We start from the raw sequence: 14,009 nt of genomic DNA on the forward strand, positions 1-14,009 counted from the left end.
TGTCGATCTAGTGCTTGACCTCCATAGGGCCGAAACCTAGCCTCACTCGTGGGAGCGTTCCCACGCCTGCGCAATATTTCGCCGTTCCGGCTACACCGATCGCACTGCAGCACCTCCCGGTCTGGGGCGTCATCGTCACGGACCCATCCGTGTACAACCGCGTGTTCCGAGGAGAAAGACGCGTGACCAGGAGCTCCCTTTCACCCGCCAAGCAGGCTTTGCTCGAGCGTCGCCTTCGAGCGCGCGCCACCAAGGTCAGCGTTCCCCGCCGTGCCCCCGGCACCGCGCCGCCGCCGTCGGCCATGCAGGAGCGATTGTGGTTCCTTGACCAGTACGCTCCCGGCACGGCCGCCTACACCGTGCCGTTCGCGGTCAGGCTGACCGGCGAACTCGACGAGAACGCGCTGGCCAGGGCGCTGACGGAGCTCACGCGGCGGCACGAGAGCCTGCGTACCAGCCTGGTCACCACCCCGGACGGCCGTCCGGAGGTGGTGATCGCCGAGGAGCCGGTCGTGGAGTTCCGCGTCACCGCCGATCCCGGCGAGCTCGACGAGGAGCTGGCCAGGCCGTTCGACCTGGCCCGCCCGCCCCTGCTGCGCGCCCTGCTGGTGCGGTCGGCCCCCGAGGAGACCACGCGCGAGCACGTGCTGCTGCTCACCATGCACCACGCGATCATCGACGGCTGGTCGTGCGACATCCTGTTCCAGGAGCTGCTGGCGCTGCACGCGGGCCGGGAACTGCCGCCTGCGCCGCTGCAGTTCGGCGACTACGCGCATTGGCAGCGCGGCCGGACCTTCGACGACGACATGCGCTACTGGGTGTCCCGGCTGGACGGGGTGCCTGCCCTGGAACTGCCGACCGACCTGCCGCGGCCCGCCGAGCAGCGCTGGACCGGCTCCGCCGTGGATGTCATCGTGGACCCCGCACTCACCGCGTCGATCGCGGAGCTGGGCAAGGCACATCGAGCCACGCCGTACATGACGCTGCTCGCCGCCTTCCAGGTGCTGCTCGGCCGGTTCGCCGGGCAGGACGACTTCGCGGTGGGGTCGCCGGTGTCCGGACGGGAGCTGCCCGAGCTGGAGGGGGTCGTCGGGCCGTTCATCAACACCCTGGCCATGCGGGCCGACCTGCGCGACGACCCGACCTTCAGTGAGTTGCTCGGCCGGGTCCGCGACGCGACTTTGGACGCGTTCGCGCATCAGGCGCTGCCGTTCGACCGACTCGTCACCGAGCTGGCCGTGGAGCGGGACGTCAGCCGTACGCCGGTGTACCAGAGCATGTTCGCGCTGCAGAACTATCGTGGCCGGACCCTGGACACCTCCGGATTGGGTGCGGAGCCGTATCCGATCCCCACCGTGGCCAGCCGGTTCGACCTGGCGCTCTATCTCTTCGAGGGTGGAGGCGGGTTGCACGGGCAGCTCGCGTACAGCACCGCGTTATTCCGGGAGGATACGGCGCGGCGGCTGGTGGGATGCCTGGAGACGCTCCTGCGGGCGGCGGTCGCCGACCCTGGGCTGCCGATCTCCCGATTGCCGCTGCTCGGCCAGGACGAGCGGCGGCGCGTGCTGGCGCTCGGGGTCGCCGAGCCGGCGCCGCCCGCCGGGATCCGGCTGCTGCACGAGGTCGTCGACGGCCAGGATCCCGCAGCGGTCGCGGTGGTCGCGGGCAACGTCTCACTCACGTACGGCGAGCTCGACATCCGCGCGGATCGGCTGGCCCGGCGGCTGCGGACCCTCGGCGCCGGGCCCGGGGAACGGGTGGCGGTGTGCCTGGAGCCGTCCGCCGGACTGGCCGTGGCGGTGCTCGGCGTGCTCAAAGCGGGGGCCGCCTATCTGCCGCTGGATCCGCAGCATCCGCGCGAGCGGCTGGAATATGTGGTGCGGGACGCCGGAGTGCGGATCGCGGTGGCCGATTCGTCCTCCAGGGGGCGGTTGCCCGATGGGCTGGTCACGGTCGGCCTCGATGGCTCCGGTGCACTGGACGAACCCCATGGGGATCTCGACGGCGTGCCGGTCTCTCGTGACGTGACTCCCGACGACCTGGCTTATGTCATCTACACGTCCGGCACCACCGGGAGGCCCAAGGGCGTCGCGATCCAGCATCGGCAGGCGCTCGTCTATCTCGCGGGCCTGCGGGAGCGCCTGGAGATCGAACCCGGCGGTTCGTATGGGCTGCTGCAGTCGCTGGCCTTCGACTTCGGGGTGACGGTCTTCTACACGTGCCTGGTCACCGGCGGGACGCTGCACATCATCGCGCCACGCACTGCAGGGCATGAGCTGGCCGAATACGTCCGGGACGCGGGCATCGACCACCTCAAGATCACTCCTTCTCATCTGGCCGCGTTGCAGGCCGACGTGCTGCCGCGCAAGCTGCTGATCCTCGGCGGTGAGGCGGCGCCTCGCGACTGGGCCGAGGAACTGGCCGCGTCCGGGCGGTGCCGGGTGGTCAACCACTACGGGCCGACCGAGGCTACGGTGGGCGTCACCACGTATCCGGTCGAGGGCGGCGGCACGACCACCACGCTGCCCATCGGCAGGCCGATGCCGGGGGCACGGGCGTACGTGCTGGACGAGCATCTGGAGCCCGTGCCGATCGGCGTCGCGGGGGAGCTGTACCTCGGCGGGGATCGGCTGGCCAGGGGGTATCTCGACCGTCCCGCCCTGACCGCGGAACGGTTCCTGCCCGATCCGTACGGTCCGGCCGGTGCACGCATGTACCGCACCGGTGACCTGGCCCGTCACCTTCCCGACGGGAACCTGGAGTTCCTCGGCCGCCGCGACCTGCAGGTGAAGATCCGCGGCTACCGCGTGGAGCTGGCCGAGATCGAATCGGTGCTCGGCCGGTGTCCCGGCGTGACGTCGGCGATCGCCGACATGCGCGGCGGCCTGCTCGTGGCGTACCTCGTCGGCGAGTCCGTGGGGGCCCGGCCGGAGGCCGCCGAGGTGCGGGCGTGGCTGGCCGAGCGGCTGCCCGACTACATGATCCCCGCCAGGTACGTATGGCTGGATGAGCCGCCGCCGCTGAAGTCGCACGGCAAGGTGGACCGGGGCGCCCTGCCCGACCCGGCGCCGGAGACGACCGGCCGGTTCGTGCCGCCGCGGACCATCGTCGAACAGGCCGTCGCCGCCGTGTGGGCCGAGCTGCTCGACGTCCCCGAGGTCGGCGCAACGGACGACTTCTTCGAGCTCGGCGGGCACTCCCTGCTGGCCATGCGGGTGGTGGCCCGGCTCAGGCAGGTGGCGCCGGAGCGCAGCGTCACCGTACTCGACCTGTTCAAGCACCGCACCGTGCGGGAGCTGGCCGCGACGCTGGAGTCGGCCGCCGACCTCCCGCGCCGCCTGCTGCACCGGCTCACGCCCACCAGGACGGCCGCTTCGACGCTGATCTGCGCGCCGTACGGAGGTGGCAGCGCGGTCATCTACCAGCCGCTGGCGGACGCGCTGCCGGCCGACTGGGCGCTGTACTCGATCGCCGTGCCCGGGCACGAACTGGGCGAGGAGGCCCGGTCGCTGGACGAGGTCGCCGACGGGTGCGTACAGGAGATCCTCGACGGCATCGAGGGCCCCGTCACCCTGTATGGCCACTGCGGCCTCGGCGTGATGCTGGCCGCGGAGATCGCCCGCAAGCTGGAGGCCGCCGGCCGCGAGGTCGAGGCGGTGTACCTCGGCGGTGTCTTCCCCTTCGCCCGTCCCCGCGGCCGCCTCGCGGGCCTGACCGACCTCATGGAGCGCATCCGTGGCGACCAGGCCTGGATCAACGACCTGCGGTCTGCCGGTCTGGACGTGGAGGAAGTGGGCCGCGACCAGCTCGACCTCATGGTCCGCAACCGGCGGCGCGGCACCCGGCAGGCGGAGCGGTACTTCACCGGCATGTTCGAGGAGTCCGCGGCCCCGCTGCGGGCGCCGGTGATCGCGCTGGCCGGCGAGCGCGACCCGGCGATGGAGTTCTACCAGGAGCGGTACCGCGAGTGGCACGTGCTGTCGGAGCTGACGGCCTTGGTCGTGCTGGATGAGGCGGGACACTTCTTCCTGAAATATCGGGCCAGAGAACTGGCGCACATCGTGACCGGCACGCACCGCGCCATCGCCGAGGGGCGGGCCGAGCGGCTGGCACGTACACCGCGATCGACGTGGTGGCTGGAAGGCGTGTCCTCCGGAGACTCTCCGGCCGCGGACGGGGCTCCTCGGGTGCGGCCGGGCATGGGCCGGTTCGCGCTGGTCGCGGCCGGGCAGCTGGTGTCGATCCTGGGGTCGGCGCTGACCGAATTCGCCGTGCCGCTGTGGATCTACACGACCACCGGCTCGCTGGCGAACTTCGCGCTGTTCGCGGTGCTCGGGCTGCTGCCGGGCATGCTGGTCGCGCCGCTGGCCGGGGCCATCGTGGACCGGCACGACCGGCGGGTGGTGATGCTCGCCGCGGACGTCACCGCGGGCGGCGTGCAGTTGATCCTCGGGTTGTTGCTGTGGACCGGCAACCTGGAGATCTGGCACATCTACCCGCTGCTCGCGCTGCTGTCGGTCGCGCTGACCTTCCAGCGGTTCGCGTACGCCTCGGCGATCCCGCAACTCGTCCCCAAGCGGTTCCTCGGCCACGCCAACGGGGTGGTACAGCTCGTCACCGGTACGGCCCAGGTGGCGGTGCCGCTCTTGGCGGTCGGGCTGATGGCGGTCATCGGGCTGGAGGGGATCCTGATCATCGACGTGGTGTCGTACGGGTTGGCGGCCGCGGTCGTGCTGGCGGTCCGGTTCCCCCGGAGCATGGCGTGGCGGCGCCGCGAGACGGTCATGGCGGAGATCGCCGGCGGCTGGCGGCTGACCTGGGGAAATCGGGGCTTCCGCGGGATGTTGGTGTTCTTCGCCGTGCTGAACGTGTTCCTGTCGCCGCTGTTCCTGATGATCTCGCCGCTGGTGTTGTCGTTCGCGACGCTGCAGGACGTCGGGCAGGTGTCGCTGGCGGGCGGGATCGGCGTGCTGGCCGGTGGGCTGCTGATGGCCGTGTGGGGCGGACCGCGCCGGCGACGGCTGCGCGGGGTGCTGCTGTTCACGCTCGCGCTGGCGGTGTTCTGCGTGGTCGTCGGCGTACGGGCGGATCTGGTGGCGATCATCGCGGGGGCGTTCGGGATGTCGCTGTGTCTGACGCTGCTCAACGGGGTGTACGCGACGATCATTCAGGTCAAGGTGCCGCAGCGGTTCCACGGCCGGGTCATCGCGCTCAACACGCTCGTCGCCTGGTCCACGCTGCCGATCGGGTTCGGCCTGGTGGCGCCGTACGGGGCGGCGGTGTTCGAGCCGCTGATGGCGCCGGACGGGCCGCTGGCCGCGACAGCGGGGGCATTGCTCGGGACGGGGGAAGGGCGCGGGATCGGGCTGATGTACGTGGCCTTCGGGCTGGCCATCGCGCTGATCGCGGTGTGGGCGATGCGGGTGCGGGTGCTGGCGCGGTTCGACAGCGAGGTGCCCGACGCGCTGCCCGATGATCTCGTCGGCATCCAGGAGCTGCGGCGGCGCGCCGGGGGAGAGTCATGATCGTTCCGGAGTTGCTGGCCAGGCGGGCCGCGGAGGAGCCCGAGCGGGCCGCGCTGGAGGTCGCCGGGGGCGGCACGCTGACCTTCGCGGAATGGCACGCGCGGGCGGATTCGCTGGCGCGCGGGCTGGTCCGGCGCGGGGTGCGGCGGGGCGACCGGGTGGGGCTGCTGTTCGGGGCGGAGAACTGGACCGACTTCGCCGTGGCCTACTGCGCCGCGCAGCTCGCCGGCGGGGTTGCCGTACCGATCTCCGATCGGTTCGCTCCGGCCGAGGTGGCGTACATGCTGGAGCACTGCTCGGCGACCGGCGTGCTGCACGCGGGCAAGGGGCCGCCGGACGGCGGGTATTGGAGCGCCGTGCCGGCCGAGCTGGAGCCCGGTTCGCGGGAACCCGAGCCGCCGGGGCCGGGGGATCTGGCGCAGATCCTCTACACCTCTGGCACCACGGGCCGGCCCAAGGCGGTGGCGGCCACCCACGCCAACCTCACCTATGGCTGCGCCCCCCGGGCCAATCGCCGAAGGTTCGGGCATTCGCGGCTTCTGCTGCACGCGTTTCCGATCGGCACCAACGCCGGCCAGGCCATGCTGATCAACGCCCTGGACGCGCGCCCGTCGGTGCTGACCCTGGCGCGGTTCACCCCGGGCAGGTTCGCCAGGCTGATCGAGTCGCGGCAGGTGGGGACCGTGTTCCTGGTGCCCGCGATGGCCCTCGAGCTGCTCAACGCCGGGCTGCACGAACGGCACGACTTCTCCGGCGTGGTCCTGCTCGGGTCGGCGGCGTCGGCGCTGCCGGCGGCGCTGTGCGAGCGGCTGGCGGCGGCGTTCCCCAAGGCGACCGTGACGAACTACTACACCTCGACCGAGGCGGCGCCCGCCCAGACCGTCATGATCTACGACCCGTCGCGGCCTGCGGCTCTAGGCCGGCCGGCGCTCGGCAGCGGACTGAGGATCACCGGCCCCGACGGCGGGCCACTCGCGGCCGGGGAGACGGGGGAGATCTGGCTGCGGTCACCCGCCACCGCGCGCTCGTACTACCGGGACGAGCAGGCCAACACGCACACTTTCCGTGGCGGGTGGGTGCGGATGGGCGACCTGGGCTACCTCGATGAGGACGGCTACCTTTATCTCGTCGACCGGGAAAGCGACGTCCTCAAGTCCGGGGCGTACAAGGTGTCGACCGTGCAGGTGGAGGCCGCGCTGCACGAACACCCTGACGTGGCCGAGGCGGCGGTCGCCGGTGTGCCGCACCCCGTGCTCGGCACCGTGCCGGCCGCCGCCGTGGTGCCCCGTTCGCGGGCGCCGCTCGTGACGGAGCTGCGGGCCTTCCTCATGACACGGCTGGCCCCGCACGAACTCCCGGCACGAGTGATCTTCGTGGACCGCCTGCCCAGAAACCACTCGGGCAAGGTCGTCAAGTCCGGCCTGCGTGATCTCCTGAATCAGGCGGATTCTGTGGTGGAAGTGGGTTCGGCGGAGAAGTCGGGCCCTTTTCAGAAAGAAGGCGGGAGATGACCGGATCGTGGCCGGCCTCCCCTGCGCAGCAGGGGATGTGGCTCACCGAGCGGGCCGGGGTTGCCGGGCGAGCCTTTCACATGCCGCTGGCCGTGTGGCTGGACGGGCCGCTCGACATGATGGCCCTGGGGGAGGCATGTGAGCAGGTGGCGCGCAGGCATCCCGGGCTGGGCGGCGTGCTCGTGGAGGACGGCGGTGAGCTGCGGGTGGTCCCGCACGCGATGCCGCCGATGCGCGAAGGGGGCGATCTCCAGGAGGAGCTGGCCAGAGCGGTCGATCCGGTGGAAGGGCCCGCGGCGTGGTTCACGCTGATCAGGGAGGACGCCAAGCGGCATGTGCTGCTGTTCCAGGCCCATCATGCGGTGTTCGACGGAGAGTCCAAGGACATTCTGCTGCGGGATCTGGCCGCCTGGTACGGGGGCGCGACGCCGGCGCCGCTGGGGTCGACGTACCCGGAGGTGATGCTCCAGCAGAAGGCCAGGCTTGGGGAGGCGCTGCCGGACGCGCGCCGGTACTGGCAGGACCGGTGGCAGGACCAGCGGGAGCTGCGCCTGCCCGGCCTGACCGGTGTGTCCTTGGCCGCGGCTCCAGGATCCGCCCTCGACTTCGAGGTCGAGGACCTCGCCGGGCTCGCCGCGCGGCTGGAGGTCACCCGATTCGAGGCGGTGCTGGCCACGTTCGTCGCACTGCTGCACGCGTACGGCAACGCGCGGCCCGCGGTCGGCGTGGACCTGTCCACGCGGACCGAGCGGAGCCGGGACCACGTGGGCGCCTTCGTCAACGAGCTGCCTGTGATCGGGGTGCCCGAGGGGGCCACGTTCGGCGAGTTCGCCCGGAGCCTGCGGGGCGATCTGCGGCGGTTGTACCGGCATCGCGAGGTTCCGCTGGCCAGGGCCGTGGACGGGATCGGCCCGCGCGCCGCGCTCACCCCCGTGTCGCTCAGCTACCGCCGGCGGCCGGAGACGAGCCCGCTGTTCCCCGGGCTGGGCGCGTCGGTGGAGTGGATGATGTTCAACGGCTGGGTGCGCAACACGCTCCATCTGCAGATCGTCGATGACCAGGCGGGTACGGCGGCGCGGCTGCAGTACAACCCCGCGCTCCTCGACGGGACGGGTGCCGGGCGGATCCGGGAGCACCTCGCCGCGCTGCTGGCGGCGGTCGCCGCGGATCCGGAGACGCCGCTGGACCGGCTGCCGCTGCCAAGTCCCGTTCCGGCGGTGTCCGTGACCGCCGTCACCGCCGCCGTCAAGGACGGGCCGGTGGACGCCGATCTCGTACGGGAGATTCAGGCGATCTTCGCCAAGGAGCTCGAGCTGGACGACGTGGAACCCGACGACGACCTGTTCGATCTCGGTGGCCACTCCCTGACGATCACCCAGATCATGGTCAGGACCAAGGAGCGGCTCGGTGTGGAGCTCTCCTTCGAGGTGTTCATCGACGACGCCACCGCGACGCGGATCGCGGCGGAGGTCGCCCGACTGCGGGAGCAGACATGTTGAGGGAGCGCGTGGCCGCGCTGGTGGCCCAGGCCAGCGACGGTGAACTCACCACGGCGGAGATACTGGCGGCCGACTGCTCGCTGACGGCACTTGGCCTCACCTCGCTGGGCTACATACGGCTGATCGACGCGATCGAGGACGCGTTCGGCTTCGACGTCGAGCTCAACGGCAGCCTCGACACGCTCGACGGGCTGGTCGAGCACCTGTCGCAGTTGGCGGACCGCCCGTCATGATCGCCCCCGTGACAACCGAGGTGTTCTTCACCGTCGGGCCCGCCACTCACACCTGCACGCTACTGGTCAACGAGGAGAACACGTGAGTGCCGAGATGAGGGTGGTCGTCAACCACGAGGAGCAGTACTCCATCTGGGCCGCCGATCGAGACCTGCCGTCCGGCTGGTCCGACGCCGGGTTCGCGGGCACTCGGGAGGAGTGCCTGGCCCACATCGAGACCGTCTGGACGGACATGCGCCCGCTCAGCCTGCGAGACTGAAAGGCGAGATCGACGTTGAGTGACGACACGACGCCGCCCCCGCGGGGGGCAGTGCACGGCGGAGCGGGCACGATATGGCGGTGGCTGGACCATGCGCCCGACGCGGTGGCCGTGACCGGCTCCGACGGTCAGGTGACCTACCGGGAGCTGTACCGGCGCGTCGATGACCTCGCCGCCGTGCTGCGCAGGCACGGCGTCGGTCCCGAGGTGCCCGTGGGGCTGTGCGTGGAGCGGACCACCGGGATGCTCGTGGCGATGCTCGCCATATGGACGGCGCGCGGGGCCTATGTACCGCTGGATCCGGCGTTCCCAGCCGAACGGCTGCGGATGATGCGCCAGGATGCGGGCATCGGCCTGGTGCTGACCCAGGCGGGCGTCGATCCCGCACTGCTGGACGGCGTTCCCACCGTTCTCACGCTCTCACCCGGAGGCCGGCCGCTGAACGGTGCTCCCCTCTCGCCCGCGCGGATCCCGGCCGTGCCCCCGGCAATCCGGCCGGCCCACGCCGCGCCGCCCCCGGCGGTCGTGGATCGGCTGGCGTACCTGATGTTCACCTCGGGGTCCACCGGTCGCCCGAAGGGGGTGGCGGTGCCGCATCGGGCCGTGGCGAACCTGCTGGAGTCATTCGCCGAACTGCTGCCGATCGGGCCGGAGGATCGGTGGCTGGCCGTCACCACGCTGTCGTTCGACATCTCGGTTCTGGAGTTGCTGCTGCCCTTGTTCACGGGAGGCCGGGTGGTGATCGCGACCACCGGGGAGGTCTCCGACGGGTGGGCGCTGCGCGAACGGGCCGCCGCCGAGGGGGTCACGATCATGCAGGCGACACCGGCGGGCTGGCGCATCCTGCTGGAGTCCGGCGGAATCCCCACGACGATCAGGACGCGGTTGTGCGGTGGTGAGGCGCTGCCCCGCGATCTCGCGGACGAACTGCTGGCGGACGGCGCCGAACTGTGGAACGTGTACGGCCCCACGGAGACCACCGTGTGGTCCACGGCCGGCCGGGTGCGGCCAGGACCTGAGGCCGTGGATCTCGGGTCGCCCATCGGGCGGACCTCGGTTCACGTGCTGAACGAGAACGGGACGCCGGTCGCCGACGGGGAGATCGGCGAGCTGCTCATCGGCGGCGCGGGGGTCGCCCGGGGATACCACGGGCTACCCGGTCAGACGGCCGCGCGTTTCCTGCCCGACCCGTACGCCGGCACCCCCGGCGCCCGCATGTACGCCACGGGCGACCTGGCCAGAATCACGCCCGCCGGTCGGCTGGAGTACCTGGGCCGCGCTGACCAGCAGGTCAAAATCCACGGATTCCGCATCGAACTGGGCGAGATCGAGGCCACCCTGCGCGCGGCCGCCGAGGTCAAGGACGCCGCGGTCGCCGTCCGCGACGGGCGTCTGGTGGCCTACCTGGTTCCGCGGGCGCAGGCCGTCGACTGGGCGGCGCTGCGGGAACGACTGCGCGCATCGCTCCCCGACTACATGATCCCCGTCCGGCACACGACCCTGACGTCCCTGCCGCTCACCCCCAACGGCAAGCTCGACCGCGCCGCCCTGCCCACCCCGTCGTGGACGCGCCCCGGCACCGCCGCCTTCCGGGCCCCGGCCACCGCGGTCGAGTCCGACCTCGCCGAGCTCTGGGCGGGAGTGCTCGGCGCCACTGAGCCCATCGGCGCCGACGACGACTTCTTCGAGCTCGGCGGCCACTCACTCGCCGCGACGCAGATCATCGCCAGGGTCCAGGCCAGGTACGGCCTGGAAGTGCCGATCGTCGTCCTGTTCGAGCATCCGACGATCGCCGGATTCGCCGCCCGGCTCGACGACATGGACGACGCCGATCTCAGCCTGGCCGACGTCGCCGCGCTGCGCGACGAGCTGGACGGCCTCAGCGCCGAGGAGCTCGAGGGCCTGTTCGACGATCTGGCGGCCGGGTCATGAGGACACCGCTGTCGCCCGCGCAGGAACGGCTCTGGATGCTCCAGCGGCTGGTGCCGGGCGACGCCTCGTACACGATGTACCTGGTACGACGCCTGCGCGGCCCGCTCGACCGCGACGCGTTCACCGGCGCCCTCGGGGCGCTCGTGGCCAGGCACGAGAGCCTGCGGACCGCCTTCACCGAGGAGGACGGCACGCCCTGGGCGGTGGCCGGGCCGGTCGGCTGGGCGCCGCCCATCGAGTGGCTGGCGGCGGCCGAGGAGCAGGTGGGCGCGCTGGTCGACGAGCGTGCCAACGCCGCCTTCGACCTGGCCGCGGGCGTTCCGCTGCGGGTCGCCGTCATCGAGATCGCCCCGGACGATCACGTGCTGTGCCTGACGCTGCACCACATCCTGGCCGACGGGCACTCCCTGGAGATCATGCTCGACGACCTGGGCGAGTACTACGCCGCCGCCGTGGAGCGCCGCCCCGCCCGCCTGCCCGACCTGCGCATCCTGCCCAGCGACTACGCCCGCTGGCAGCGGCGCAGGGCGGACAAGGCCATGCCGTACTGGAGCGAGGCGCTGGCCGCGCCGCCGGTCACCGAGCTGCCCTTCGCCCGCCCCGGGGCGCGCGCGGCCGTCCGGGAGGGCGGATATCACTGGGTACGGCTGGGCGCGCGTCACCTCGCCGAAGTGGAGCGGCTGGCCCTGGCCCATCGGGCGACCCCGTTCATGGTGCTGATGGCGGCGTACCAGGCGCTGCTGTTCCGGCACAGCGGGCAGCAGGACATGCTGGTCGGCACCGTGGTCGCCGGGCGGGATCGGGTCGAGCTGGAGCGGATGGTCGGATACCTCACCCAGACCCTGCCGCTGCGCGGCGACCTGACGGGTGATCCGACGTTCGCCGAGCTGCTCGGGCGGGTCAAAGGGGTGGCGCTGGACGTGATGGGCCGGCCCGCGCCGCTGCTGGAGCGGTTGGCGCGCGGCGTCGAGACGCTGCTGCCGACCGTGTTCATCATGCAGGACTACGCCGCCGGGCAGGACCGGGTGTACGGAGGAGTCCGGGTGTCGGACGCTCAGGGAAGCCACGACCAGATCGTGGTGGATCTGCTGGTGGAGGTCTGGCCGGCTGGGGACGAGCTGGCGATCTGCTTCGGGTACGACGGCGCGGTGTTCGACATCAGCGAGGTGGAGACGATCGCCGAGCGCTACCTGACGCTGCTGGCCGGGGCCGTGACCAAGCCGGACACGCCGATCTCGCGGCTTCCCGCGTGGACCGCACAGGACGAGAAGACGATGGCCGAGCTGGCCGCCGGGCCTGCCGAGCCGGTCGCGGACGGGGTGCTGGACCTGGTGGCGGACGTGGTGCGCCGGATGCCGGACGCCGTCGCCGTGCGCTGCGGTGATCAGGTGGTCTCGTACGCGGCTCTCTGGGACCGGGCAGGCACGCTCGCCGGCACCCTGCGGGAGAGCGGCGTCCGGGAGGGCGATGTGGCGGCCGTACGGCTGGCCCCGTCCGCCGAGGTGATCGCCGCGCTGCTGGGCGTGTGGCGGGCGGGCGCCGCGTACCTTCCCTTGGACCCCGCCGACCCGTTCGCCCGGCACACAGACTCCATGGCCGCCGCGGGCGCCGCCTGGCTGATCGGCGAGGACGGCGTGCGCGCCGTGGGGGAGGGGAGCGCGGCCAAGGGACCGGAGAAGGGAATCGCCTACGTGATGACCACGTCGGGGTCTGCCGGGCTGCCCAAGGCGGTTCTCGTCGAGCATGGTTCGGTGGCGGCCAGGGTCGGGTGGATGCGGCGAGAGTACGGCCTGGGGCCGGGGGATCATGTGGTGCAGTTCGCGTCGCTGAGCTTCGACACCCACGTCGAGGAGATCTTCCCGGCGCTCGCGTCCGGGGCGGCGGTGGTGCCGCTGCCGGACGGCCCGGCGAGCCTGCCCGATCTGCTGGCCGAGCCGGACGGACGGCGGATCACCGTGCTGGATCTGCCGACCGCGTACTGGCATCGGCTCGTCGAGTCGCCGGCTGAGGTGGCGTGGCCGCCGGCGCTGCGGCTGGTGATCCTCGGCGGTGAGCAGGCCGACGGGGCGGCGGTGGCGCGCTGGCATCGCGAGGGGCCCGGGGTCCGGCTGGTCAACACGTACGGGCCGACCGAGGCCACGGTCATCGCCACCTGGGCCGAGCTGGACGGGACCGACTCCGGCGGGCGTCCGCCGATCGGCCGGCCGCTGTCGGCCACGTCGGTGCGGGTGCTGGACCCTCGGGGCGAGCCGGTGCCGCCGGGCGCTGCGGGGGAGCTGGTGATCGGCGGCGCCGGGGTCGCCCGCGGGTATGCCGGGTTGCCCGGCCGCACCGCCGCCGCCTTCGAGCCCGACCCGTACGGCGATCCCGGCACCCGGCGCCTGCGCACCGGCGACCGGGCGCGGTGGCGTTCGGACGGACTGCTGGAGTTCCTGGGCCGCCTGGACGACCAGGTCAAGGTCCGCGGCGTGCGCATCGAGCCCGGCGACGTGGAGGCCGCCCTGCGCGAGCACCCAGGCGCCGGGCAGGTGGCCGTGGCGGCGCGCGGGGAGGACCTGGTGGCTTACTTCACCGGCCCCGCCGATCCCGCCGAGCTGCGCACGCACGCCGCGCGCAGGCTGCCGAGGGGCTTCGTGCCGACCCTGTGGTCACAGCTGGCGGAGCTGCCCCTCACCTCCCGGGGCAAGGTCGACAGGGCCGCGCTGCCCGAGCCGGACCGGGTCACCGGGACGGACCACACGGCGCCGCGCACCGACAGCGAGGCGCTGGTCGCCGAGATCTGGGCCGAGGTGCTCGGCCTCGAACGGGTCGGCGTGCTGGACGATCTGCTGGAGCTGGGCGGGCATTCGCTGATGACCACCCGGGTCGCGGCGCGGCTGCGGGCGATGCTGGAGGTGGAGGTGCCGATTCGGACCGTGTTCGGCTGCGGCACCGTGGCCGAGCTCGCCGAGGCCGTCGAGGACCTGCTCATCGAGGAGATCGACGCGATGAGTGAGGAGGAGGCGCGGCGCGCCCTGACCGGGCAGTCCGGATGACGTGCACGTCACCCC

Annotated in this window: 7 protein-coding genes; all 7 read left to right on the top strand. The window is 72.2% G+C overall.

Annotation, left to right across the window (positions count from 1 at the left end):
- Positions 1 to 182 precede the first annotated feature (182 nt).
- The 7 genes from ACTWQA_RS41615 to ACTWQA_RS41645 all read left to right on the top strand — a co-directional run bounded on the left by ACTWQA_RS41615 (position 183) and on the right by ACTWQA_RS41645 (position 13,994).
- Positions 183 to 5,525: a non-ribosomal peptide synthetase/MFS transporter gene (locus ACTWQA_RS41615; protein WP_443164394.1), complete on the top strand. Its 5,343-nt coding sequence runs from the start codon at positions 183 to 185 to the stop codon at positions 5,523 to 5,525.
- Positions 5,522 to 7,036, top strand: a complete 1,515-nt coding sequence (locus ACTWQA_RS41620) for a class I adenylate-forming enzyme family protein (RefSeq protein ID WP_443164395.1) — start codon at positions 5,522 to 5,524, stop codon at positions 7,034 to 7,036. The genes ACTWQA_RS41615 and ACTWQA_RS41620 overlap by 4 nt, the downstream gene beginning before the upstream one ends.
- Complete coding sequence (locus ACTWQA_RS41625; RefSeq protein WP_443164396.1) at positions 7,033 to 8,535, top strand: condensation domain-containing protein; 1,503 nt, start codon at positions 7,033 to 7,035, stop codon at positions 8,533 to 8,535. Before ACTWQA_RS41620 ends, ACTWQA_RS41625 begins: the two co-directional genes overlap by 4 nt.
- Entirely contained in the window at positions 8,529 to 8,768 is a 240-nt protein-coding gene (locus ACTWQA_RS41630) for a phosphopantetheine-binding protein (RefSeq protein WP_443164397.1), read from the top strand. The genes ACTWQA_RS41625 and ACTWQA_RS41630 overlap by 7 nt, the downstream gene beginning before the upstream one ends.
- 94 nt (positions 8,769 to 8,862) lie before the next feature.
- On the top strand, positions 8,863 to 9,027 hold the full coding sequence (locus ACTWQA_RS41635; protein ID WP_443164455.1) for an MbtH family protein: 165 nt from the start codon (positions 8,863 to 8,865) through the stop codon (positions 9,025 to 9,027).
- A 15-nt stretch (positions 9,028 to 9,042) separates the two neighbouring features.
- Entirely contained in the window at positions 9,043 to 10,959 is a 1,917-nt protein-coding gene (locus ACTWQA_RS41640; protein WP_443164398.1) for a non-ribosomal peptide synthetase, read from the top strand.
- Positions 10,956 to 13,994, top strand: coding sequence for a non-ribosomal peptide synthetase (locus ACTWQA_RS41645; protein WP_443164399.1), 3,039 nt, complete (start codon positions 10,956 to 10,958; stop codon positions 13,992 to 13,994). The genes ACTWQA_RS41640 and ACTWQA_RS41645 overlap by 4 nt, the downstream gene beginning before the upstream one ends.
- The last annotated feature ends 15 nt before the right edge of the window (positions 13,995 to 14,009 follow it).

Source organism: Nonomuraea sp. 10N515B (genome assembly GCF_052245915.1).
In the GTDB taxonomy this organism is placed as follows: domain Bacteria; phylum Actinomycetota; class Actinomycetes; order Streptosporangiales; family Streptosporangiaceae; genus Nonomuraea.

Coding starts and splice junctions, on each gene's coding strand:
- ACTWQA_RS41630 (WP_443164397.1), top strand. CDS start 8,529: ATGTTGAGGGAGCGCGTGGCCGCGCTGGTGGCCCAGGCCAGCGACGGT.
- ACTWQA_RS41620 (WP_443164395.1), top strand. CDS start 5,522: ATGATCGTTCCGGAGTTGCTGGCCAGGCGGGCCGCGGAGGAGCCCGAG.
- ACTWQA_RS41625 (WP_443164396.1), top strand. CDS start 7,033: ATGACCGGATCGTGGCCGGCCTCCCCTGCGCAGCAGGGGATGTGGCTC.
- ACTWQA_RS41645 (WP_443164399.1), top strand. CDS start 10,956: ATGAGGACACCGCTGTCGCCCGCGCAGGAACGGCTCTGGATGCTCCAG.
- ACTWQA_RS41635 (WP_443164455.1), top strand. CDS start 8,863: ATGAGGGTGGTCGTCAACCACGAGGAGCAGTACTCCATCTGGGCCGCC.